This window comes from Lentzea sp. NPDC051838 (genome assembly GCF_040681245.1).
Lineage (GTDB): Bacteria > Actinomycetota > Actinomycetes > Mycobacteriales > Pseudonocardiaceae > Lentzea.
On the sequence record NZ_JBFAYI010000001.1, the window covers coordinates 1,304,644 to 1,331,614 of the forward strand.

A 26,971-nucleotide genomic window follows, 5' to 3' on the forward strand; every position below is an offset into this window, starting at 1 on the left:
CCGTCACCAGCTCCCTCGACGGGGACGGGCGGGGGCAACGTTCCCACCGGCAACAGCGGCTTCTCCATGAGCGACTCCTCGATGCAGGGGTTGCAGAACAAGGCGGGTGACCTGGGGTCCCGGCTGTCGAGCATCTCGAGCGGCCTGCGCGGCCTGAACTTCTCCGGCAACGCGCTGGGCCCGATCGGCCTGTTCGCGGTGCCGGCGCTCAACGCGTCCAACGACAACGCCGTCTCGCAGGCGGACAAGGGCGCCAAGGCGTTCACCGACGTCCAGTCGAACCTGAAGGCCACGCACCAGACGTTCACCAACACGGACCAAGGCCAGCAGAAGAGCTTCAACTCGTTCGACACCTCCACGAACGCCAAGCCACCACCCGGCGCCTCGAACACCACCCTGGGCAACAACACGCCCGGCGGCCCTCAGGTTCAGGGACCCGGTTCGATCAAGGGCGGTGGCGTCAACACCGCGGGCAACAACGTCCAGGGCGGCCCTCAAGTTCAGGGACCCGGCTCGATCAAGGGCGGCGGGGTCAACACGTCGGGCGGCAACGTCCAAGGTGGACCGAAGGTGACCGGGCCGGACGCCATCAAGGGTGGCGGCGTCAACACCGCCGGTGGTGGCAAGGGGGGTCCTGGCGGTCCGTCCGTCGGTGCCACTCCGAACGTCAAGGGTGGTGCCGGTTTCACGCCCAGCCTGGCGCCGCCTCCCGGTGGCACGCCTGTCGGTTCCGCGCCGAACGTCAAGGGCGGCGGGGTCAACCCGGCCGGTGGTGGCAAGGGGGGTCCCGGCGGTCCGTCCGTCGGTGCCACTCCCAACGTCAAGGGCGGGCCTGCCTCGTTCACGCCGAGCCTGGCTCCGCCTCCCGGTGGTGCGACGCCGAAGGGTGCCGGTCCCGGCGGCAAGGGTCCCGCGCCGTTCACGCCCAGCCTCGCGCCGCCTCCCGGTGGCACGAAGCCTGGTTCTCCCGCCTCTCCTGGTGGTGGCGGCAAGGGTGGTGCGACGCCGGGTTCGTCCGGTGGCAAGACGCCCGCGCCCTTCACTCCGAGCCTGGGCAACGCTCCCGGCTCCTCAGGTCCCAAGCCCGGTGTGACCTCACCCGGCCCGCAGAACGCCGTGACGTCACCGTCGACGAGCGGCGGCCCGCGCCCTGGCACTCCCGGTGTCCCCGGCACGCCCGGCGCGACGCCGGGCATGGCACCGCCGATGGGCGGCACCCCCGGCAGCCAGTCCGGCGGCGAGCGCGGCGGCAGCAAGTTCGGCACCGGCGGCGGCAAGGGCGTGTTCGACGCGCCCAAGCCCCCCACGCCCGACAGCACCATCTCGAAGGCACCCGGCACCTCCCCCTCCACACCCCCACCAGCCCCGAAGCCGACCGGTTCTGCGGGCGCGACCCCGCCTCCTGCGGGCGGCTCGTCCGGCAAGACCCCGGCCCCCTTCACCCCCAGCATGGGCCCAGCCCCCGCCAGCACCCCCGGCACGCAGTCGCCGACGACGCCGGGTTCGCAGAGCGCGGTGACGTCTCCGTCGACCGGCGGCCCCCGCCCCGCCACGTCACCCGGCGTCACGCCACCCGTCTCCGCCGCCCCAGGAGCAGCAGCCCCGCCCATGGCCCCCGGCGCCACCCCAGGCGCGACCGGCGGCGAACGCGGCGGCAACAAGTTCGGCCAGGGCCCCAACGTGAACAAGGGCGTGTTCGACGCGCCCAAGCCGCCCACCCCGGACAACACCATCACGAGGGCGCCAGGCACCTCGCCGTCGACGCCTCCACCGGCCCCGAAGCCAACCCCGCTGACCCCGGCGCCAAGCACCAACAGCCCGAGCCCGAACACGCCAAGCCCGAATGCGCCGAGCACCAACACGCCCGGCACCAACGCACCCGGCACGAACTCGCCTGGCACGAACACGCCTGGCACGAACACGCCTGGCGCCAACGCACCAGGCACGAACACGCCCGGCACCAACGCCCCGAACACCAACACGCCGCCACCCGCGCAGACCCGCCCAGCAGCAGGTCCGCCGCCGGTCAACACCCCGAGCACCACCACACCGGCTCCGAATACCGCACCGCCCGTGCAGTCGCGCCCAGCACCCGCCGCGCCCCCGGTCAACGCGCCGTCGCCCGCGCCGAACGTCAACGCGCCCTCGCCCAACCCGGCGACCAACGTGCCGCCGGCCAACACGCCCTCGCCCAACCCGGCGACCAACGTCCCACCGGTCAACACGCCCACGCCGAACCCGGCGACCAACGTGCCACCGGTCAGCTCGCCGTCGCCCAATCCCAACGTCAACACGCCACCGGTCAACACGCCCTCGCCGAACCCGGCGACCAACGTGCCACCGGCCAACACGCCGTCGCCGAACCCGAACGTCAACACGCCGCCGGTCAGCTCCCCCAAGCCCGACACGAACGTTCCGCCGGCCGCGCAGCCGAAACCGTCCCCTGCCCCGGCGGTCAACGCACCACCCGCGAACGTCCCGCCGACGAACGTCCCGCCGGCCAACGTCCCGCCCGCGAACGTTCCCCCGACCAACGCTCCGCCGGCCAACGTCCCACCCACGAACGTCCCACCGGCCAACGTGCCGCCAGCCAACGTTCCACCCGCGAACGTGCCGCCCACGAACGTTCCGCCGGCCAACGTGCCCGGCGCCGACGTCCACGGCACCAACGGCCCCAAGCCCGGCGACCCCGCCGTGCAAACCCGGCCCGCCCCCACCCCCAGCCCGACCCCGAACCCGGCCCCGAACAGCAACACGAACCCCAACGCCGCACCCGACCTCGTCGTCGCCCCGCCGATCGTCTCGCCCGCCCCGAACGTCGACGCGAACACGAACGTCAACACCCGACCGGCACCTCCCGGCGTGCTGCCGCGGTCGAACCCGGCCGCGCAGAACTACCAGGCGCAGCCACGTCCGGACGGCGGCAAGGGCAAGAAGCGGGCCTTCATCAAGAAGTGGCTCGGGATCGACTTCATCAAGGGGCTGTTCAACAAGCCCCCGGCGGTCACCACCCCAGCCCCGGCACCCGCGCCAAACCAGAACACGAACCAGAACACCACCCCGCAGGACCCCTGGGTCGGCCTGGTGGGCAAGGGCGCCACCCCCGACTCGGTCGACATCGACACCCTCAAGGCCCATGTGGACACCGCCGTCAACGACGGCACGCCGGGCAAGGCGCGGGTTCTCATCAACCGCATCCAGAACCCGGACACCAAGGCCGAGCTGCAGCAGCAGTACGACCAGGCCGTCCAGAACAAGGGCGACGCCGGCAAGGTCGAGGTGCCGAAGGAGCTGCACTTCGCCTGGTTCGGCAACACTCCCAGCGCCGGCGCCGTGCAGGGCATGAAGGAGTGGGGCGCCAAGGTCCAGGAGAACAACAACGCCAACCCGGACCAGCAGTGGAAGGCCACGCTCTGGACGGACAGCTCGGCGAACGGCTGGGATCCGCAGGTCATCCAGGACCTCAACAACGCCGGCATCGACATCCGGACCGACACGCCGAGTCTCGTCAACGACCTGTCCAACGACGTCCAAGGGCGCACGGACACCCGGACGACGATCAACGACGTGTACGCGGCCGCGCAGCACCCCGACGCCAAGGCCTACAACCTGGCGGCGGACATCTCGCGCTATGCCGTGCTGGCCAAGAACGGCGGCGTGTACCTCGACGTCGACATCCGGCCGGGCGCTGTTGATCTGCAGAGCATCGGCGACATGAAGATGCAGCCGACGGACGTGCCCGTGTTCGCGCCGCGCATCAGGGACCAGAAGAGCCTCAACGACACGCTCAAGGGGCAGAATCCCGCGCCCGGCACGGAGTTGAAGACCGCCGAGGACATCCAGTACGGCAAGGGCGAGCTGAACAACAACTTCATCGTCGCGCCGGCGGACAACGCCTTCATCAACAAGTTCGCGGACATCATCCCGCAGAAGTTCGAGAGCCTGCAGAGCTACAACCTGCCGCCGGCGGAGTTCAACGCGCAGTTGAAGGCACAGGCTCCGGACATCTCCGGGCCGAACGTTCTCGTCGAGAGCGTCGACCCCAACATGAAGCCGAAGACCGGTCTCGTCGGCCAGTTCACGATGGACCACCACGGTCTCAAGGCGGAGCCCGGCGTCTCGTACCTGCCGAAGGAGGTGCCGCTGGTCGAGAAGGGCGACTTCAGCTCGCTGTTCGACCCGGACCTCAAGAACAAGTGGTCGGGGCTCGAGTGGATCACGCCGGAGAGCGAGTCCCAGCTCGACGCCGACCCCACCCGTCCCGCGCCGGACGACAACAACACCCCGAACAGCGACGCCAACACCCCGAACCAGGAGTCCCCGCGGGGCAAGGACGTCCTCGGCGACGAGTCGTGGCGGCACGACACCTCGAAGACCTCGGACTGGTCGCAGCCGAACAACCCCGCCGACCGCAGCACGTGGGCCGACCGCAGGGACAACCAGAACGTCCGCACCGTCGACACGGTCGTCCACGACCTCCGCACGGACAGCACGCCGAGCACCCCCAAGTCCTACCAGGGACTCATCAACTACGACCTGCGCCGCATCGAGACGACGCCCGGCAACTTCGTGCAGGAGTACACCGTCAAGGTGTACGTCGACCCCGCCGCGAACGTCGACCCGAACGTCGTGCAGCAGGTCAAGGACAACGCCTCCAACGGCGTGAACTCCATGCTGAACCAGGGTTTCCGGCTCCCGAGCGGTGACCAGTTCCACCTCAACCTCGAGTTCACGAACAACCCGGCGGACGCGCACACCACCGTCAAGGTCGACCCTGAGAACAAGAACGTCGACCAGACCCATTGGAACCCCAACACGAGTCCCGAGGTCCTCGCCCACGAAACCCTGCACTACCTGGGAATTCCGGACGAGTACAAGGACTCCAGCAGGGTCTTCCAGGAGCACGACCGCAACTCCGGCGTGCACCAGGGCGACGGCGGCATGATGGGCGCCGATCTCAACAACCCGAAGACGGACCCCGGCATCCGGCCGCGCCACCTGTGGCTGATCGAGCGCACCGCCAACAGCCAGGTCATGGTCCCGGACACCACGATCAACCCGGCGGGCCCGGCCACGGTGCCACCGCCTCCGGGCTGGACCCCGAAGCCGGCACCGGACACGAACGCCGACACCACCGTCGACACCAACACCGGCACGAACACCGCACCCGCCCCTGACACCAAGCCGGACACCAAGTCCGACACGAAGCCCGAGCCCGAAGTCCAGACGCGCCCCATGCCGGCCGAGAAGCACAAGGCAGGCTGGGACAGCGACAGCGACGTCGAGTCGGACGCGGAACAGCACAAGAAGCCGAAGCACCACGGCGCGCCGTTCGACCCGACCCCGTACGACCCGGGAGCGGGCCCGAGCAACGCTGGTCCGTCCACTGTGGACACTGACGTGGACATGGACGTCGACACCCAGGTCGACGACAACATGGACACCGACGTCCAGAACGAGGTGGAGAACGACAGCCAGGTCGAGGAGCTCACCAACGCGCTCAACGACCTCAACCTGGACAACATCACCTACAACCCGGCGTTCCAGAACCTCGGGAAAGACGGCTTCGACCTGCCCACCAAGGACAACTACCTCGCCAAGCTCAAGGAGAGCGTCGAGGCGAACAAGCCGCCGTCCTTCGTGGTCAACATGATCGTCAGCCACGGTCAGCTGGGCCAGATCAACGACGTCATCAACTCCATCACCGCGGACGCCGGGCCTCTCGCCAACGACATGGTGTTCGTGATCGGCGTGAACGGCCCCATCGGGTCGGACGCCGACATCAACACCAGCATCGCCAACGCGAACACCGACATCGCGGGCAGGCCGGAACCGATCGCGCTCGTGCCGCAGACGTTCGACCCGGCCAAGGGCTTCCCCTACGGCCAGATGCGCAACGAGACGATGCACAGCTCTGCCAACACGTTCGCCATCGGCGCGATGAACGGCAAGGGCACGCACCCGTACATCTCGTTCCAGGACTTCGACACCGGCTCGCGCAAGGTCACCGGTGACACGAAGGACATCTTCAACCACGTCAAGGACTCGCTGAACCCGCCGGACGTCGGCCCGATCCGTCCGCTGCTCTACTCCGGCGGCTACCGCGTCGGCGACCCCGCCGCGCTGGTCACCGACACGCAGACGCGGATCGACAAGGAACGCGCCAAGATCAACGGCGACGCCAAGATGAAGCCCGCGGACAAGGACGCGGCGCTGGAAGAGCTGCGGGTCGCGGAACAGCAGATCAACCAGCCCGACTTCGCCGACAGGTTCCAGCAGGCGATGAGCGACGACATGGACGCGCGCAGCCGCCAGAAGGACTCGGCGCCGCTGCTGCCGTACTCGCCGGAGCCCAACCTCTTCATGGACGCCAACGTCGTGGTCGTCGACACCGACGTGAAGTTCAGCAAGGACGGCAACGAGTTCGCCGGTCTCAGCCAGTCGATCAACAAGTTCGCGGGCAACGAGGTCGTCGAGATCCACGAGAACCAGCTGCCCCCGCCGCCGAAGCCGCAGGACTCCTTCGCCGACGCCAAGGCACAGCTCGAAGCCGACATCGCGAAGCAGGGCGGTACGCCGAGCCCCTCCCAGGCGAAGACCCTGGAGTCGCTCGACAACAGCATCGCCAAGGCGAACGAGGACACCGCGCGGGTCAGGGCCGAGATCGAGGCCGCGGTCAAGGACATCAACCCCAACGCGCCCCAGGCGGCGATCGACGCACTCACCGACGCCGCGATCAACAAGGACACCATCGACTCCGGCATCGACGTCGACCTGAAGAACAACCGCAACCCCTACCGCGGTGAGAACTTCACGAGCGACTTCTCCGACGGCGCCGTCGGCACCGACCTGTCCCGTCTCGCGCTCGGTTTCGCCAAGAGCGAGGGCAAGTCGTGGCCGCAGTCGCACGTCGCTCTCACCTCGGTGACGAACCGCATGTACGGCGCGCCGCCGGACCCGGTGACCGGCAAGGTGGACAACAAGGCCGACAGGGCGGCCAAGGGCGGCGTGTCCGGCGCGAAGATCCGCGACGAGTTCCAGGACAAGAAGCCGGGCAAGGACGGCGCGCCGAACCCGAACAACAAGCCCCACGAGCAGCGCGAGTCCCAGCAGGTCACGACTCACCAGTACAGCTACGACGAGAGCACCGGCAAGCACACGCACACCGGTTCGCAGGGTGGCTGGAACCCGGATCTCAACCCGGACCCGAAGAAGCACGACTCGACGAAGCTCGGCGCCGAGGACAAGAACACCCTCAACCAGGCGGTGTCCGCTCCGGTCCAGGGGCACGGCACGATCGGCATCGACCCGACGGCCAAGAACGAGAAGATGGCCGCGATGCTCAACCTCGCGTTGTCGTCGAACCCGGCCAACACCATTCGCACGTTCGGCACGCTGGAGCACGGCGTGCTGCCCATCGCAGGAGACCCGCGCCCGGACGGCATCTTCAAGGCCGTCGAGGACGCCATGGTGAAGGACGCGGCGGCCAACCCCGCCCCGTCCGGTTCCAAGAAGGGCAAGGGCAAAGCGGTTCCGACCCCGTCGGCACCCAAGCCGGCGACGGACCTGCGCACCGGTGCTGTCCAAAAGGGATCGACCGCGTCCCCCGCGATCACCAAGCAGATCGCGAACTTCCGCCAGGAGCACGGCCTCGAGAACGGCCACCTGGTCAACGCGCTCGTCGAGCCGAACACCAGCGCCAACCCCATCGACCCCGCGGACGTCACGCCCGACAAGCAGGCCGACAACGCCAAGGCCGCCAAGGCCGAGGAGCTGGCCGCGAAGCTGCTCGCGACGGACATCGGCCGGCCGCTGACGATCCACAGCCCGGACGGCAGCGTCAAGACGATCGACCCGTTCTTCGAGCCCAGGCCGGAGACCAACTCGAAGTCCAAGCCGGCGGACATCAAGAAGGCGCAGAACTGGAGGCCGCCGACGTTCCCGCCGCCGCTGGAGCTCGACGCGCGCCCGAACGCGAACGGCAAGACCAGCTACACCGTGCACAACGACCCCGGTGAGGGTTCCTCGACCCGCCCGGCACCGCGCGACCCGGATGTTCAGACGCGCCCCGCACCGCCGGACGCGCCGACGCAGGTCCGCGGTGGCGGCGCACCGCCCGCCATGACCCCGCCGACCCCGGAGTCCCACGCGGGCAAGGACGTTCGCTCCGACGAGTCGTGGCGGCACGACCCGGCCAAGACCGCCGACTGGTCGCAGCCGAACAACCCGGCCGACCGCAGCACCTGGGCCGACCGCCGCGACAACAAGAACGTCCGCACCGTCGACCAGGTCGTCCACGACGTCCGCACCGACAGCACGCCGACCAACATCAAGTCCTACCAGGGACTCATCAACTACGACCTGCGCCGCATCGAGACCACTCCCGGCAACTTCGTCCAGGAGTACACCGTCAAGGTGCACATCGACCCTGCCGCGAACACCGACCCGAAGGTGATCGAGCAGGTCAAGCAGAACGCCTCCAACGGCGTGAACTCGTTGCTGAACCAGGGTTTCCGGCTGCCGAGCGGTGACCAGTTCCACCTCAACCTGGAGTTCACCGACAACAAGGCCGACGCCCACACGAGCGTCAAGGTCGACCCGAACAACCCCAACGTCGACCAGACCCACTGGAACGGGGACACCAGTCCCGAGGTCCTCGCCCACGAAACCCTGCACTACCTGGGCATCCCGGACGAGTACCAGGACTCGAGCAGGGTCTTCCAGCAGCACGACACGAACTCGGGCGTCCACGAGAACGACGGCGGCCTGATGGGCGACGACGTTCATCTGGACGACCCCGGTATTCGGCCGCGCCACCTCTGGCTGATCGAGCGCACGGCCAACAGCCAGGTCATGGTCCCGGACACCACGATCAACCCGGCGGGCCCGGCCACCGTGCCGCCGCCCGCGGGCTGGACGCCGCCCGCCCCCACCACGGACACCAACACCGGCACCAACGGCAACGTCAGCAGCAACGTCGACCTGGGCCCCGACGTGCAGACGCGGCCGGTGCAGACGGACACCCCGAACCTCCCCGGCAGCTTCCCCGCCGACGTCGACACCAACACCGCTACGGCCGGACCTCCGACGCCCCAGGAGGTGCGCGCCGGTCTGGAGGCCTCGCTCAGCGCCAAGTCCGCCGCGGAGATCAACCAGACCGTCAGCCAGCTGTACGACAACCGCCAGAACGATGGCGGCCTGTACGACGCGGCGCAGAAGGCGGCGCTGATCAAGCGTGCGGCCGGGCATCCGGGCGGTCCCCAGGGATTCGTGAACGACCTGGCGCAACGGTCGGCGGACCTCCAGAGCCGGATCGACGAAGCGAAGTCCAAGGGCACCTGGAAGCCGGAAGCGCTGCAGACCAAGCAGGATCGTGCGAACGAGGCCGCGATCAAGGAGCAGGTCGCGACGCTCACCGATCTCCGCGACAGCGCCAACAGCCAGATCGACGCCCTGAAGGACGCGGGCACGAGGCCGAGCCTGGTCCACGCCGTCGACACCCACGTCGCGGGCCCGAAGGCGGACGGGCTCGCGAAGCTCGGTCCGAACGCCCTCGCGCAGCTCGACACCCATCTGACCCAGGAGATCGCCGCCGCGGAGCGCGCCGGGTACGACGCGACCGACCTGAAGGCGTTGCAGCAGCGGGTGCAGAACGAGGCCGACGCGAAGATCGCGATGGCCCAGATCAGCCTGCACGGTGTGGACGGCCTGACCGCCCAGGTCGAGACGGCCAACGGGTTGTTGCAGGAGTTCCGCGAAACCAAGGAAGACTTCACCGGTTTCAACGGCTTCATGAACAGCTGGTTCGGCGATGGCAGGAACTTCAGCGCGGCCGAGGTCGACGCGAAGATCGTCGAAGCCGAGGCGCTCGTCAAGCAGTCCGAGCTCCATCTGGAGATCGCGAACGACCCCGCCTACAGCAACCGCGTCGACAAGGCGCTGCGCGTGCAGAGGGCGCAGCAGTTGCTGGACGGGATCCAGGCGAGGAACGACGCGGCCAAGGCCAGGACCGCCGAGCGCGAGGCGGCGGAGCAGGCCCGCGCGCAGGAGGCCGCGGCGGCCCAGGCGGCCCGTGAGGCGCAGGCACGGCGGGAGGAGGCCGCGTTCAAGGCCTCGCTGTTCGGCAAGACGCCCGCCGAGCTCGACGCGCTGGCGACCGAGTACCGCGACCACCAGACCCGCTCGTACGAGATCGACCAGATGTCCCGCAACCAGCAGGCCGCGCAGAACCCCGGCGGCCTCGAGCAGCACGTGCGGGACCTCGAAGGCCAGGTCAAGGACACCCAGACCAAGATCAACGACCTGAAGCACATCTCCGACGCGCTGCCGGACGCGTTCAAGACCGAGCTGATGCGCACCGACCAGGCCCACCGCCAGTCGGAGCAGAACAAGCTCCTGCTGCACGAGATGGACCTCAACAACGAGCTGCTGAACCTGAAGTACGACCGCAACGACGCGCTCACGGCGTACGCGCTGAACCTGCCGGCGGACCTGAACGCACCCGGCTGGCAGTCGTTGTCGCCCAAGGACATCGTGGACCTGGAGGCCCACGTCACGAAGCTGACCAACGACGCCAACGCGGCCGGCCAGCCGAACCCGCAGCTGGACCACCTGCGCGACCAACTGTCGGGCATGCGGATCGACATCGACACCGCGTTCGGCCTGAACGAGAACGCCGCGCCGGCGGTCCAGGTGGACGACTCGGCATCGGTCCACTCGGACACCGACGCGGCAGTCGAAACCCCGCAGCAGAACGAGAACGCTCCGGCGCCGGAGCCCCGTCGTCCCGAACGCGGGCCGTTCATGCAGGACCCGTCTGCCCGGCCGACGGTGCCGGACGTGGACGTGGTCATCCCCGGCGGCTTCGACCCGATCCACGAGGGCACGCCGCAACGTTCGTTCGAGGCCTCGCTCTACGGCCTGGACAACACAGCTCTGCGCGAGATGCAGCAGAACCCGGCGTACAGCAACAACCCGGACCGGGCCGCCGCGATCCAGAACGCCATCGACACCAACCGCAACGCCGCCGCCGGTCCTCAGCTCTACGACCGCGCGACGCAGTCCGCCCAGGCGAACCTCGCCAAGGCCGAGGCCGCCAGGAACCGGTGGAACGCCGCGGACCTGATGCCGGACGCGCTCAAGACCCAGGACATGCTCGACGATCAGGCCGCCCGCCGGGAGATCGCCGACCGCGAGGTCCAGCGCGCCCAGAACCGGGTCGACCAGCTCACGAACAACCGCGACGCGGCACTCACGTCGTACGCGTTGCAGCAGAACAACAACCCGACCTCGTACGGCTGGCGTCAGTTCAGCGACGCCGACATCGCGGCCGTGCAAACACATGTCGAGCAGCAGATCCAGGACGCGCAGGCGGGCGGGCACCCGACCGGCCACCTGACGAACCTGCTGGACTTCACCCACGAGGTCCAGAACGCCAGGGCCGACTCGGACGTCCAGACGCGCTCGGCACCGCCCGAGCCCGAGGCGCAGACGCGTCCGGCACCGTGGCGCCGCCCGACGCCGAACCCGCCCATCCCGATGGCCACCATGAACCCGCAGCCCGTGGGTCAGGTGCCGGACACGAACCTGCCGAGCTTCTTCCAGGAGAACAAGGCTCTCGGCTCGATCGTGCCGAAGGACGTGCACGGCGCCGACGCGGTCGTGGGCAAGATCGAGGGCATCAAGCCGGACGACGCTGCGCGCATCAAGAGCGCGCTGGAGAACGACTTCGAGACGTTCCTCGGCACCGGCCGCAACTTCCAGGTGAAGATCGGCAACTCCTGGTTCGAGGCGAACGTCCGCGCCGAGATGCACACCGAGACGAACACGGCCGCGAAGGACATGGCCGACACCAAGGTGGACAAGAACTACCAGGCCGCCGCGGCCTCCACCACGACCAACACCATCGCCACGTCCAACGACGTCGGCGGCTCGGCCACGGCCGGTGTCGCGATGGGCCCGTACGGCTCGCTGGGCGGCAAGGCGGCGCTCGCGACGCCCGCGGTGTCGCAGGCGACCACGAACACGGTCACCGAGCAGCGCGCGATCAAGTCCGGCGAGGGCTCGAAGGAAGTCAAGCTTCCCGTCACGTACTCGATCGTGGTCAACAACGCGGCCGGTGTGCCCACTCAGTTCGCGGCGGTGACCACCGGCACCGACGTCACCCTGCAGGTCCCGACGGACCTCAGCACGATCGTCGACTCCGGCAAGACGTCCGGCAAGGTCGCGCCGGCGGACACCGCCTGGGGCACCAAGCTCGAGAACGCGGTGCCGGAAGCCGTGGTGGTCAAGGACTCCGGCAAGGCGTTCTCCGACGTCGCGGCGAAGCTGCACCCGTCGATCACCAAGGTCGGCTCGCCCGGACGCGAGGTGCTGCAGAACTTCCTGAGCCCCACGTCCATCCGCAACAACCTGCCCGCGATGCTCGGCGGCTTCGTCACGTCCCCGGACCTGGTCAGCCCGCACGCGAGCAAGGGCGGCGCGGTGCAGATGTCCGCGACGCTGAAGGACGCGAAGCTCATCGGCACGCACGACAGCGCGGCGCTGGACCTGAAGGACACCTCCGCCTGGGGCAGCAGTGTGTCCGCGTCAACCAAGACCGGGTTCGACGTCACGGGCGGCTTCGGCGGCAACATCGGCGTCCCCGGCACTGTCACCGGCACGGTCGGCGGCACCCTCACCTACTCCGCGCGCACCGCCGAGGGCGTGAGCGCGGGGTCGAGCGTCGACCACAAGACCGGCATCGGCGTGAAGTCCGAGACCGGCCTGTACGAGGTCACCACCGAGGTCGAGGTGCGCACGCCGTCCGGCGACAGCGTCACGATGGAGGTCAAGACCCACATGCGCATGGGCCTCAACGAGGCCGGTGCCGTGGGTCTGCCCACCCCGGACGGCACCAGGAACACGATCACCGACCCGGCGACGAAGGACACCAAGTTCCTGCCGCCGTACCTCGCGGACACGCTCGCCGCGGGCAACGCCAAGGTCGGCGAGTTCACGCCGGCCACCAAGGTGCAGGCCCAGGTCGAGTCGAAGCTGCGCGAGCAGCCCGGTCTCGAGAAGTTCCTGCCGAAGTGGAACAACCCGGACGCGAACCCGCGCAGCAGCAAGGGCCAGGGCTTCGCCGACGTGGCCGAGCAGCTCGCGAACCAGCGCAAGCTGACCGCGAACCTGTCCCCCGCCGCGTTGAAGGCGAACATGGACAGCCTGCTCGGTCCGGGTGTCCAGGTGCAGCTGAAGAACACCGGCGCGACCACGAACACCTACGTCAACGTCACGGTCAAGGCCAAGCTGACCAACCCGAAGCACCTCGGCCAGGCCGACAAGCACGCGGTCAGCGACTCGACGACGACCGGCCCGAAGCTCGACGCCAACACCACCACGACCAAGGGCTGGACCGGCGGTGTCCAGGGCAGGGTCAACATCCCGGTGAAGACCGGCGTCGCCTCGCTCACCCCGATGCCCCAGCTCGGCGTGTCCTACACCCAGTCCAAGGCGGACAAGACGTCGGCGGGCCCGTCGGTCAGCAGCACGTCGTCCAACCCCGGCAGCGCGGACGCCGAGGTGTTCCAGCAGGACGTCGAGTTCGAGGTCGAGATCACCTCGTTCACGCGGCCGCGGACGTGGGTGCGCAACGTCGTTCCGGGTGCGCCCGGAACCCAGTCGCCGCAACCGCAGACCGTGGCCAAGACCGGCGACGGGCTCGACAAGATCGACGGCAAGGTCAACCTGTGGGTGTCGGAGGGTTCGACGCTCAAGAACGACCCTGGCGACGGTTTCAAGCCCGGTGACCCGCAGTCGACGCAGATCGAGAACTCCCCCACCGTCAAGGATCTGCTGAACCCCAAGGAGGCACGGCCGAAGTCGCCGGAGTTCCTGCACGTGGAGGCCGTCGCGAACACGACGGAGCTGCGGGACCAGGCGATCGACGCGCTGAACCGGGCCGCGAACGGCGACTCGGCGCTGACCGTGCCGGGCACCGCGTCGCGGGCGCAGATCGACAAGATGTTCGCTCCGGAGAACATCAAGGCGAACCTGCAGAAGCTGGTCGAGACCGGCGTGCAGGAGCAGGGTCTCAAGTACGACCGCCGCGTCACCGACCGTTCCGGCGCGATCGGCATGTCCGTCAAGCTGGGCAAGGCGAGCGTGGTGTCCATTTCGGACACCACCGGCGCGGACAACTCGGTGAGCGGTGGCTACAAGGCCGGCGCGTCGACGACGATCAGCAAGTCGGTCGACGTCACCGGCGGCATCAACATCCCGGTGCGCCCCAACGTGACCCCGCCGCCCGCGGGTACGCCGTCGCAGCCGAGCGGGTCCGGTGGCGCCGCGGTGACCGGCAAGGTCACGCCGTGGTCGGACAGCAAGACCGAGTCGAGCGAGATCGGCGGCAAGGTCGACCGCGGCAGGACCACGCCCGGTGAGGCGCGGACCGTCCTGGTCCAGATCGACGCCGAGTTCACGATCGTCGGCGAGAGCCGCGCCGGGAACTTCATCCACGGTGGCACGCCGAACGCCGAGGGCGTCACGGTGAACATGCCGAAGTCGGTGTTCGTGCGGGTGTCCGAGGACGTCGCGCGTGAGCTCGGCGCGCTGCCCACGGTGAGCCCGAACGTGCCCAAGCCGGACTTCCCGAAGATGGCGCCGCCGTCGACGGTGGCGGCCGGTGAGCCGGGTGCGCTCGGTCTGTCCAACGTGGAGTCGGTGCCGGACCTGTCCGCTGTCGTCAACGACCTCACGCACCAGCTCTCCAACAACACCAAGAAGTTCGGCAGCGACTCGCTGATCCCGGACTCGGTGCTGAAGGACTCCATGAGCAACCTGCAGCGCATCGTCGACCTCAACTCGCCGACCAGCGTCAAGGCGATGATCGACAGCGCGCTGGACGGCGGTGTGCCGCTGCTGGTGCACCAGCCCGGCACGTTCGGCAAGGACTCCTACCAGGTCACCTTGCGCGCCAAGGCGGGCGAGCCGCAGTTCGACCAGGTCGTCAACGACGGCATCGACATGACCCACAACAACGGCGGCTCCCGCAAGGAGTCCGAGGGCCAGGGCCGCGGCTCCGGCTGGGGTGTCGGTGTGCGGGCGCCGGGTCTGGCCGCTCCTGGCAGCGCGAACCCGAACGTCTCCGGCACCGCGGGCGGCGCGGTCGGCGCGAACATCGGTGCCAGCAAGAGCAGTTCGGTCACCACGTCGACCAACGATGCGTTCAGCAACAGCCGCACGGCGAGCGGTCCGGCGGCGCGCTACACCGTGCCGATCGAGTTCGAGCTCGTCGTCGAGAAGGGCACCAAGGAGGTCGCCTGGGCGCCGAGCGGCAAGCAGGAGATGGTGATCCGCACGCACGCGGACAACCAGAAGGTCTCCCAACCGGCCACCGGCCACGGCACGCCGCAGCCGTACATGTCGGCCGCCAGCAGGCGCGGCAGCGAGTTCGGCACGCCCGCGGCGACGTCCGAGTTCCAGCAGGACTCCCGTGCCACGCAGCTGCCTCCCACCGCCTCGGTGGAGAACCTGCGCGGCGCCCAGGACCTGCGGGACGCGGCGCTGAAGGCGATGACCGAGGCCGGTGCGGGCAAGGGCCTGACCGGCAAGGGCACGGGGTCGCTGAACAGCCTGCTGTCGACGCTGAGCCCGGAGAACCTGCAGCCGCACCTGCCGTCGATGCTGTCCGGGCCGTTGGACGTGCCGGGCCTCAAGGAAGCCGCTCTGACGTTCGGGCAGGACGCCGACGTCAAGGTCTACGCGAAGCTCGTCAACCCGCAGCTGGGATCGCTGAGCGACAGCGTCAAGATCGAGACCCCGCTGACCACGAAGACCGTGGACACCTCCAGCGAGGCCAAGAAGTCCGACACGGCCGACGTCTCGGTCGGGCTCGCGCAGGGCAGCGCCGCGGTCAAGCAGGGTGCTCCCAAGGACACGGTCAACTTCGGCACCGGTGGTGTCGAGCTGCGGCACGCGGGAGAGGACTCCGCCGCGGTGTCCGGTGGCCCGTCGCAGGCCGAGGGCGGCAACATCAAGCCCAAGGACGCGCCGCGCACCGGGCTCGTGCAGTTCGACGTCGAGTACCGCGTGGTGGCGACGATCGGCGGCAAGACCGGCGTGGTCGATCTGACCGTGCCCGGTTCGGCCGGCGTGCGCATGCCGGACAGCGCGGTCGAGAAGGTGCTGGACCACAAGTTCGGCGACGAGCTGAAGGACGCCCAGACCGAGGTCAAGAAGGCGGCCGACGACTGGCGGACCGCGGAGAAGGACGTCGAGAAGGCCCGCCACGACGCCCAGGACAAGATCAACGAGGCCGCCGCCGTCCTGGCCAGGACCGACCAGCCGCTGAACACCGCGACGAACAACCAGAACACCGCTACCCAGACCGGCATCGACGCTCGCGCCGAGCTCCCGGACCTGGAGACCAAGGCGGGCACGACGCAGGCCGACGTGGACCGGACGCAGGCGAGGATCGACGACTTGACCTCGGAGGTCGAGTCGCTGAACCACGACGCGCTGGTCGCGAAGGACGAGCTCGACGTCGCCCACATCGCCGGTGGTGTCCCGCAGGCAGAGCTGGACCAGCTCGCGCAGAACGCGAGCACCGCTCAGGACGCGTTGACCGACGCCCGGCAACGACTCACCGACGCCAACACGGAACTCGACACCCAGCGCCAGGTAGCCGCCGAGGCCAAGGCCGAGCTCGAGGCGAAGCAGCAGGAGGTCGCCCAGGCCGACGCCGACCGAGTCGCCGCTGAGGAGACCCGCAAGAAGCTCACGGCCGAGCAGGCCGCGGCGCAGCAGGCGATCAAGGACGCGGAGGTCAAGCTCGACGACGCCCGGCGTGCGGCGGACGCCAAGCAGAAGGACTGGTGGGACGCCAAGGCCAAGGTGGACCACGAGATCGACACGTACAACCGCCAGGCTCCCCCGCCCGCTCCGCCTGCCCCGCCGCTGCCGGACACCAACGCGCCCACGGTGCGCAGCGGTGGCGCACCGCCTGCCATGCCCGCCATCACCCCGGAATCGCACGCGGGCAAGGACGTCCGCACCGACGAGTCGTGGCGGCACGACCCGGCCAAGACCGCCGAGTGGTCGCAGCCGAACAACCCGGCCGACCGCAGCACGTGGGCGGACCGCCGGGACGACACGAACGTCCGCAGCGTCAGCCAGATCGTGCACGACGTCCGCACGGACAGCACCCCGGGCGACGTCAGGTCGTTCGAGGGCGTGATCAGCTACGACCTGCGCCGCATCGAGACCACCCCTGGCAACTTCGTGCAGGAGTACACGGTCAAGGTGCACGTCGACCCGGCGGAGAACGTCGGCCCCGAGGTGGTGCAGCAGGTCAAGGACAACGCCACCAACGGCGTGAACTCGTTGCTGAACCAGGGTTTCCGGCTGCCGAGCGGTGACCAGTTCCACCTCAACCTGGAGTTCACCGACAACCCGGCGGACGCGCACACGATCGTCAAGGTCGACCCGGACAACGCGAAGGTCGACCAGACGAACTGGAACCCGGCCACCAGTCCCGAGGGTCTCGCCCACGAAACCCTGCACTACCTGGGCATCGCGGACGAGTACAAGGACTCCGGCCGCGTCTTCCAGCAGCACGCCACGAGTTCGGGCGTGCACAAGGACGACGGCAGTCTGATGGGCAACGACGTCCACCTGAACGACCCCGGCATCCGGCCACGCCACCTGTGGATGATCGAACGCACGGCGAACAGCCAGGTGATGGTGCCGGACACCACGATCGACCCAGCGGGCAGGGCGAACACGGCGGGGCCGGCCTGGACCGGGCCAACCATCCCGACCGCCGACACGCGCCCGATGCCGCAGAAGCGCAACGAGCCCGAACCGGACTCCGACAACGAGGCCGGCCCGAGCACCGAGCCGCAGTCGAAGCGCAAGCCCGCGGCGGACACGTGGGCCGACCAGTCCGACGGCGACGTCGACATGGACGCGCGGAGCGAGCCCGACTCGGACATCAACGAGCTGACGGCCAGGCTCAACGCTCTGAGCACCGACAACGTCCGGATCAACGGCGCGTTCCGGTCGCTGACGGCGGGCAAGCTCGACCTGCCCACCAGGGAGACCTACCTCCAGAACGTGCAGAAGAGCGTCAACGAGGACAGGCCGCCTTCGTTCGTGGTCAACATGATCGTGAGCCACGAGAACCTGGGCCAGCTCGAGCAGGTCGTCAACGCCATCACCGCGGACGCCGGGCCGTTGGCCGACAACATGGTGTTCGTGGTCGGCGTGAACGGCCGCAAGGGCGACAACGACGGCATGGACACCCACATCGACGACGCGAACGTCGTGGTCGCCAACCGCCGCGAGCCGATCGCGCTGGTGCCGATGGAGTTCAAGGAGAAGGACTTCCCGTACGGCAAGATGCGCAACCAGACGATGCAGAGCACCGCGACGAGGTTCGCCGTGGGCGCGCTGAACGCCCAGGGCACGCATCCGTACATCTCGATCCAGGACTTCGACACCGGCTCGCGCCAGGTGCCGTCGGGCAAGGACGTCTTCACCCACTTCAACGACACGCTGAACTCGCCTGAGATCGGCACGATCCGCCCGTTGATGCACGGCGGCGGCTACCGCGTCGGCGACCACGCCACGTTGATCAACGACGTCCAGGCCAAGATCACCAAGGCGCAGGAGGACCTCGACGCCGACACGGAGCTGGACGAGGACGACCGCACCGAGAAGCAGCGCGAGCTGGACCTGGCCGCGGAACACATCAACGACGACAACAAAGCCGCGTTCATCGCCAAGTTCGAGCAGGCGATGACCAACGACATGAACGCACGGGTCCGCCAGGTGAACTCGGCACCGCTGACGCCGTACTGGCCGGAGCCCAACCTGTTCATCGACGCGAACGTTCCTCTCGTCGACCCAGAGGTGAAGTTCAGCGAGGGTCTGGGCGAGTTCAACGGTCTCGGCCAGTCGATGAACCGGTTCGCGGGCGACGAGATCGTCGAGATCCACACGCAGCTGGCGCCGGTGAACTCCGACTCCGACGCGGTCGACTCGGCCATCGCGGTCGACCTGCAGACCAACAGCAACCCGGTGCGCGGCGTCTCGTTCTCCACCGACTTCGCCGAGGGCGCGGTGGGCACCGACCTGTCCCGCCTGGCGTTCGACTTCGCGAAGAACGACGGCAAGTCGTGGCCGCAGTCGCACGTCGAGCTGACGACGGTCGCGGGCAGGACGTTCGGCGGCGACCCCGGACAGGCGTCGAAGAAGGCCAAGTTCGAGACCTCGCCCGCGGACATCCGCAACCAGTTCCAGGACATCGCGAGGCCCACCAAGAAGAACCCGAACAAGCCCCACGACGCGCGCGAGCCGCAGCAGCTGATCCAGCACGACTACACCTACGACCCGGAGACCGGCAAGGCCATCAGCGACAACCCGAAGGGCGGCTGGACGCCGTCGAAGGTGGACGCGCTGAAGATGGGCTGGGAGGATAAGAACACCCTCAACAAGGCCATCTCGGAGGAGGTTCCCGGCCACGGGCACATGGGCGTCGATCCGCAGATCGACACCTCGACCGTCTACCCGCCGGAACGCCCGAAGCCGGCGAAGGGCAAGCTCAAGCCGCGCGAGGAACACGAACTCACCCACATCGACCCGTCGGCCAAGCAGCAGAAGATGGCCACGGTGGCGAACACCGCGCTGTCGGACAACAACAGCGACGTCATCCGCACGTTCGACCACTTCCAGTCCGTCCTGCCGCACGTGGGTCAGCCGCGGCCGGACGGCATGTACAGCGCGGTGCACGCCGCGCTGGTCCAGGAGTCGGGTGGCACGAACGTCCCCACAGCCGCGGAGCTCCGCGCGAACACGCTCAAGAAGAGCTCCATGGCGTCCGAGAGCGTCATCACGCAGATCGCGGACTACCGCCAGAAACACGACCTGAAGAACGGCCACCTGGTCAACGCGATCATCGATCCCGGCCCGACGGCCAGGCCGGACTCGGGTCACCCGGTGGACAACACCGGCACGCCGGGTGCCGAGCTGACCGAGGGTCAGCGCGCCGAGCAGGACTTCATCGACGCCGAGGAGAGGGCGGAGGAGAAGGCCAAGGCGGAGCGGGCCGAGCTGCTCGGGGTCCAGCTGCTCGCGACCCAGCTCAACCGGCCGATCACCGTCCACGGTCCTGGTGGGGCCGAGATGACGGTCATGCCGTTGCACGACGTGCAGCCGCAGGTCCTGGAGAACTCCACGGAGAAGGACAAGGCCGCAGCGGCGAAGTGGAAGGAGACCCCGCTCAGCGGTGGGCCGCTGCACGTCGACCGGCACTCCAGCGACGACGGCAAGCCCAGGTACACCAAGCACGACCCGGCGAATCCTCCGGGATCGAACGTCCCCGCCCCCACGCCGCCCACGGCACCGGGGACTGCCTCGCCCGAGCACCTCAACGCCATCCGTCAGCAGCTGCAGCACCTTGAGCAGAACGTGGTCGGCCAGCGGCCGTCGACGCCCAACGGCCTGTACGCCGCCATCGCGCACGCACGGGGCATCGACCCGGCGGCGCTGCGCGGGCAGGTCGCTCAGCTGGCCGCGACGCACCAGGCGGTGAGCAGGGCCGTCGCCGACTGGACCGTGAACAGGCCCATGCACCAGAACCACCTGGGCGGGGCGCTGGCCGAGCACGCCAACTGGAACATGCAGCCGAACGCCATGGAGAACGCCGGCGCCGGCAACGCCCGTGACCTGGTGGCGCACCTCATCGGGACGCAGTTGAGGGCCAACGTGCGGATCCACCAGGGCGGGCAGAACCCGGTCCTGATCCGGCCGATCGGGCCGCCGTACGAGGACGTCGTCGACATCGACATGGTGATGGACGGCCGGCAGGTGACCTATCGGCCACACCAGGGACCACAGGGGCTACACCAGGACGAACCGATGCTTTAGCGTGGCGCCCGTGGACGAGTTCGCGGAGGCGCTCCGGACGGCGATCACCAACCGTGGTCTCGGTCTGGAGCGACTCCGTGAGCACCTCTCCCAGCACGGTGTGTCCGTGTCCCTGGCGACGCTGAGCTACTGGCAGACCGGTCGCAGCAGGCCTGAGCGCAAGAAGTCGCTGCAGGCCGTCGTCCACTTGGAACACATCCTGCAGGTGCCTCCCGGGCACCTCTCGGAGCTGCTGGGACCGCCGCGGCCACGTGGCCGTTGGCTGCGCAAGGCTCCCGCGCCGATGTCGGCGTTCTGGCCGGAGCCGTCGCAGGTCGAGCACGCGATCGACGACATGGAGACGCGCTGGGACGACCAGCTGATCCGGGTCAGCCAGCAGGACTTCGTGACGATCGGAGCCGACCGCACCGAGCGGTCGTTCCGGTCCCGGCAGGTGCTGTCGGCGTCGATGAACGGGCCCGACCGGTGGGTCGTGATCATGCACGTCGACGAGCACGACCGGCCGTTGCCGGAGCTGCGGGCGTTGCGGAACTGCGAGATCGGGCGGCTCGTGCAGGACGAGGCGCAGGGGTTCCTGGCCGCGGAGCTGTTGTTCGACAAGGTGCTGCGCAAGGGCGAGAGCATCGTGATCGAGCACGAGCTGGTGAACGCCTCACCGTGTCCACTTGCGACGAACTACGAGCGCAAGTTCCGGTTGCCCACGCGGGAGTACGTGCTCGAGGTGACCTTCGAGGGCGCGCCGCCCGCTTCGGTCGTGCAACTCGCGGACGGGGCCGCGGTGGATCCGGGCTCGACTTTGCTCGACGTGGCTCTGGACGTGCAGCCCGGTGTGCGCGGATTTCGGTGGGATTGGGACTTGAAAGTGGAACAGGACTTAAAAGTTACTCATTAACGCGGTTGTTGTCGGCGTTTTAGATTCGGGCCACCCTGCGAAACAAGGAGGCCCTTTCGCCATGAGGAAGGTTCTTGCCGTTTTCTGCGGCGCTCTGCTGGTGTTGCCGGTGGTGCCCGCGCTTGCTTCCGCCGATCCTGTCGCCGACGCGGTGGCTCGTGATCTCGGGATCAGCGCCGTTGACGCTCGTGCTCGGCTCGTTCAGCAAGATCGTGCGCATGTTGTTTCCGACGGTCTGCGTGTTTCCGACGCGGGCCGGTGGTTCGACGCCACTTCGGGCCGGTTGACGGTGGCGGTCACCCGTGCCGAGGATGCTTCGGTCGTGCGCGCTGCCGGTGCGGAGGCGGTGCTGGTGTCCCGGTCCGCGGCTCAGCTTTCCGCGCTCGTCTCGCGCGTGAAGGCTCTCGGGCACTCGTTCCGGAGTGTTGGTGTGGATGTCCGGCGCAATGATGTCGTGGTTTCCGTGGTTGGGTCTTTCCCTGCCCTGGACGGGGTTCGGGTCGTCCAGGTGTCCCAGCCGTTCGTGCAGCAGTCCGGGGAGGTGAACCCCGGCGATCCGTGGTGGCCGGGGTCGGAGTCGAACTGCTCGGTCGGGTTCCCCGCTGTGGATTCCAGCGGTGGCAAGCACTTCGTGACCGCCGGCCACTGCACGAACGACGTCTCGCAGGCTGCCTACGGCGAGAGCGGGCAGCGGAACCGGATCGGGACGTCCAACGCCGGCGGTGGCCGTTCGGTGAACGCCCGCGAAGGCGACATGGGTGTGGTCGCGGTGACCGAGTCCGGCTGGACCGTCTCGCCCGTGGTCAACACCTGGGGTTCGCCCGCGGTGACCGTGACCGGCAGCAAGGACGCGCTGGTCGGGGAAGCGGTGTGCCACAGCGGGAACACCGCGCCGCAGTTCGAATGTGGTGTGGTGAACTCGGTGAACCAGACCGTCGACTACGGGAGCGTGGTGATCGACGGGTTGACGTTGACCACGGCGTGTTCGCAGGGTGGTGACTCCGGTGGGGCTTGGCTGGCCGGGTCGTCAGCCGTCGGGCTGCATTCCGGTGGGCAGTCCTCGTGTTCTCCTGGGTCCACAGGGGACAACTCCATCTTCCAGCCTGTCAACGAAGCTCTGACGAAGTGGAACCTCACTCTCGTGGTCGGGTCGGGATCCGGTGACGTGGAACCGCCTACCGCACCTACCGGTCTGCGCTCGGTCGGTGCCACTTCCACGGGCGTTTCCTTGGAGTGGACCGCGGCTTCGGACAACGTCGGCGTTACCGGGTATGACGTTCTGTCCGGGTCCACGGTGGTTGCTTCCGTTGCTGGGACTTCGGCTTCGGTCAGCGGGTTGACGCCGGACACTTCGTACTCGTTCACGGTCGTTGCTCGGGATGCTGCCGGGAACGTGTCGAAGCAGTCGGATGCTGTTTCCGTTCGCACTCAACCTGGTTCTGGTGGTGAGCGGACGTTCAGCAATGGCGAGGACTACCCGATCAGGGACTTCCAGGTTGCCGTCAGCCGAGTTGTGTCGACCGCGTCCGGTGCTGCTGCCGCTTCGGTGACCGTGCAGGTGGATGCGACTCACACGTGTTCGCAGGACCTGAACATCACACTGGTCGGTCCGAGCGGGCGGTCGTACCCGTTGCAGCGGTACGGCGGGTATCCGTGCACTGCCTTCCAGCCCAAGGCGTTCACTGCTCGGGTGTCGGAACGCGCGGCTGGTACGTGGACGTTGCGGATCGGTGACAACGGACCTTCTGACGTGGGTCTGCTGTCCGGCTGGTCCGTGACGGTCTAGGCACGGCTGTGGACGGGTGCTCATCCCTCGTGCAGGCGACCACCCGTCCACTGTGGACCGCTACGGTCAGCCGATCTTCTCGATCAGCGCCCGGCGGATCAGGAACTTGCCGGGCTCGCGAACCTGTTCGAAGGCCGCGTTGTTGAGCAGTGCGCAGCTGCCGGACACCGACGCCACCTTGACGGTGGTGGACTTGTTGTTGTCCAGGTTGGTGACCTTCAGCGTGGTGCCGATCGGGAACGTGCCGCTGGACGCGGCCGGAGCGCCTCCCTCACCGGAAAGCGTGACGGTGGAACCGTTGCAGACCTGCTGACCGGACGCGCCGCCGTTGTTGTTGCCCTGGTTCGCATCGGGCTTCGGGGCGGGCTGGGCCGTGTTCTGGCCCTGGTTGCCAGCGTTGTTGCCTTGGTTCGCGTTGCCCTGGTTGGCGTTGCCGGCGCCGCCGTCACCCTTGCAGCCCGCCGCCTTGCGCCGCTGCTGGATGAGGTCGACCACGGCCTGCCGGTTCGCGATGCGGGCCTCGGACTGCGAGTCCGGGCTGGCCTTCTGCCCCGCGATGAAGTTCAGGTTGTTCTGCAACGCCTTGTCGAGCCCGCCGCAGTCCTCACCGGACGTCGCGGCCTCACCCTTGGCAGGTGCCTGCGCCTGGACGTTGTTGCCACAGCCGGCCGCCTTGCGCCGCTGGTTGATGAGGTTGACAACCGCCTGCCGGTTGGCAATCCGAGCCTCCGACTGAGCATCGGGGTTCGCCTGCTGCCCGGCGATGAAGTTCAGGTTGTTCTGCAGGGCGGTGTCCAGTCCGCCGCAGTCCTCAGCCGCGTTCGAGTCGGTGCCGCTGAAGGCGAAGATGCCACCGGCGACAGCAGCGACCGCGAGCATGGCGCCCGCGCCGATCATGGCGGGCTTGCGGTGTCGAGCGCCCATTCGATTCTCCTCGGGGGTGTATCGGTGTTGTACCGGTGACTACGGGGAGGTCACGGACGGGGTTCAAACCGGTCTGGACCAGCTTGTTTTTAAATGCGTTTAAGGTTTTGCCCGGCTGGTGATCTTGCTGGTCAGAGTGGGTTTTCGGCTCGGTCGGCGCGGTTTGGTTCGTGGTCTCGCGAATGGACCAAGGCGGTGATACCGGTGGGCGCGGTGGTCCGGTCGCGGCTTGTCAAGGGGCCGGTTGTTCGACACGGATTCGATGCGCGATGGCCGGTCTGTTCGACTCGGCTCGCGGGTTCACGCCGGTGGTTACGTGTGCCGTGAGGCTGCGGTTCCAGCGGGGCGGTCCCGTGCCGGGCGCTCTGTCACCTTGCGTTGGTGGGCGCGTGGGTCAAAAGACCTGACGAGCTTTGGTTGCGTCATCGCCGCTTCGCGACGATTGCGATTGGGGCTTGACTTCGGGTCCCTTGCGAGGCGCTTGTTCGGGCGGAAAAGGTCGGATGCTCCGCACCCGCCCGATCCGAAAAGGGTAGCACCTCGCACCCAAAGTCAAGCCCCAATCGCTTTGCGTGCGTGGTTGCGTTTTGTGGTTGGGTGGCGGTTATTACCGGTGTTTCGCGTTGTTGTGCTCTCGTTCGGCTCGGCTTCGCCATCGCCGCTTGCCTTCGGCTTTGCGGGATGGCCGCGCGTGCCGCGCGGGACGTTGTCCGCTCGTGGCTGGCTCCCGGCTCGGCGCACAACCACTCGGCGCACTACGAGGCAGCCGACAATCGCCAGGCTCCCAATGGCCCGCCTCGCAACGCCCTCCCAATGACCCGGCTCGCAATGGCCCGACTCTCAATAGCCCGCCCCCACGACCCGCCCCGCAACGGCCCGACCCCAATCACCCGACCCTCAATCCACCGACTCTCAATCACCCGGCTCCCAATAGCCCGGCCCCCAATGACCAAGCTCGCAATAGCCCGACTCGCATGGCCGCTCGCCTGGCGGTTCAGGCGGCGGTGTGGAGCTGGTTGCGTCTGGGTTTTCGTTCTGGGTCCAGCCATGGCGGCGGATAGAACGTCGGTATGCCGTGGACGAGCTTCACTTCCCACTCGCTTTGGTGGATCAGCGTGTGGTGGTGGCGGCAGAGCAGGACGGCGTTGTCGACAGAGGTGTCGCCACCGTTGGCCCAGTAGTGGATGTGGTGGGCATCGCAATGCCGTGGCGGTCTCGAACAGCCCGGGAAGGCACAGCCTCGGTCCCTCGCGACCAGGATTCGGCGGATTCCCGCTGGGAAGGTGCGGGTTTTGCGGCCGATGTCCATCGGCTGGGAGTGGCCGCCCAGGACCAGCGGGATCACTCCGGCGTTGCAGGCAAGCTGGCGGACCTGGGCGGCCGGGATCCGCTCACCGTTGTCCAGCAGGGCCTGGCCGGTCTGGTTGGCCAGGTCGTCGTAGCTCATCGTCAGCGTGAGGGTGACCGGTTCGCCGCCGTGCTCGGGGAGCTGGTCGGCGCGCACCATCAGGTCGACCAGCTCCGCGAAGGCCTCGCCCTCGCGTTCCGAGCGGTCGCGCCGGTCCGGGCCTTCGCCATTGTCCGGGCGGGGCTTGGCCAGCGGGTTCAGGACGGCTTCATAGGTCGTGCCAGTTACCTTGTCCAGCAGCATCTTGACCTCGAAGTAGCCGTCCTTGCGCCAGCGGCTGAAGTGCTGGTTGACCAGCCTCTCCAGCTTCGGGTCAGAGGGCTCCGGGTCGTCCTGGTGCAGCGTGTAGGCGATCCGTGCGCCCAGCTTGCGCACCGCGGCGGGATCGAACTGCCGGGCATAACCCACCACTTCGGCCTCACGCTCAGCAGGCAGCTTCTTCATCACCTCGGCGACCACCGCGACATGTGCGACGGACAAGGCACCCTCGGCCGCGGCCTCGGCGGTCAACGGAAGCTCCGGGGCCAGCTCACTGCCGGTCGGAGTGATCTCGCCACTCAACAACCCGGCGTTCGCCACCCACTGCCTGGCGACGTGAATGTCCCAACGAACCACATGCCGCAACACCTGCGGCAAATCCTTGTATCCGAACTCGGCCGCAGCCCCACGCCGCTCCAACTCAGCGATCTTCCGCATCGCCGAGTTCTCGCGCACCCGCATTTCCCTCACATCATCGGCGATGCTCTGCAAGAGCTCGTCGGAGGAAAGAAGCCGGGGATCGCTCACATGTTCGATCCTACCGCAAGATCACGACCAGATAACGCGAAAAATAAAACACCATCGTGTGAACCGCCCAAACAAACACACCCCCGCGAAGCCGAAGGCAAGCGGCGATGACGAAGCCGAGCCGAACGAGAGCACAACAACGCGAAACACCGGTAATGACGGAACCCGACAGCACAAACGCAACCACGCACGCGAAGCGATTGGGGCTTGACTTTGGGTGCGAGGTGCTACCCTTTTCGGATCGGGCGGGTGCGGAGCATCCGAC

The 26,971-nt window shown here is 68.2% G+C and carries 5 protein-coding genes; 3 read left to right on the forward strand and 2 right to left on the reverse strand.

From position 1 onward, the window contains the following. The first annotated feature begins 66 nt into the window (after positions 1–66). From AB0M24_RS05905 to AB0M24_RS05915, 3 genes are all read left to right on the forward strand, one after another. Positions 67–20,910, forward strand: coding sequence for a glycosyltransferase (locus AB0M24_RS05905; protein ID WP_363761506.1), 20,844 nt, complete (start codon positions 67–69; stop codon positions 20,908–20,910). 10 nt (positions 20,911–20,920) lie between these two features. Then, positions 20,921–21,802 (forward strand): XRE family transcriptional regulator, encoded by an 882-nt coding sequence (locus AB0M24_RS05910; RefSeq protein ID WP_363761508.1) that lies wholly within the window; start codon positions 20,921–20,923, stop codon positions 21,800–21,802. A gap of 61 nt (positions 21,803–21,863) precedes the next feature. Beyond that, positions 21,864–23,588 (forward strand): proprotein convertase P-domain-containing protein, encoded by a 1,725-nt coding sequence (locus tag AB0M24_RS05915; RefSeq protein ID WP_363761510.1) that lies wholly within the window; start codon positions 21,864–21,866, stop codon positions 23,586–23,588. Positions 23,589–23,654: 66 nt separating this feature from the next. Here the strand turns inward: AB0M24_RS05915 and AB0M24_RS05920 are convergent, their stop codons facing one another. Together AB0M24_RS05920 and AB0M24_RS05925 are read right to left on the reverse strand one after the other, a co-directional pair. Next, on the reverse strand, positions 23,655–24,512 hold the full coding sequence (locus tag AB0M24_RS05920; RefSeq protein WP_363761512.1) for a hypothetical protein: 858 nt from the start codon (positions 24,510–24,512) through the stop codon (positions 23,655–23,657). Between the two features lie 994 nt (positions 24,513–25,506). After that, positions 25,507–26,706, reverse strand: a complete 1,200-nt coding sequence (locus AB0M24_RS05925; RefSeq protein ID WP_363761514.1) for a DUF222 domain-containing protein — start codon at positions 26,704–26,706, stop codon at positions 25,507–25,509. Between the last annotated feature and the right edge of the window lie 265 nt (positions 26,707–26,971).

Coding starts and splice junctions, on each gene's coding strand:
- AB0M24_RS05905 (WP_363761506.1), top strand. CDS start 67: ATGAGCGACTCCTCGATGCAGGGGTTGCAGAACAAGGCGGGTGACCTG.
- AB0M24_RS05915 (WP_363761510.1), top strand. CDS start 21,864: ATGAGGAAGGTTCTTGCCGTTTTCTGCGGCGCTCTGCTGGTGTTGCCG.
- AB0M24_RS05920 (WP_363761512.1), bottom strand. CDS start 24,512: ATGGGCGCTCGACACCGCAAGCCCGCCATGATCGGCGCGGGCGCCATG.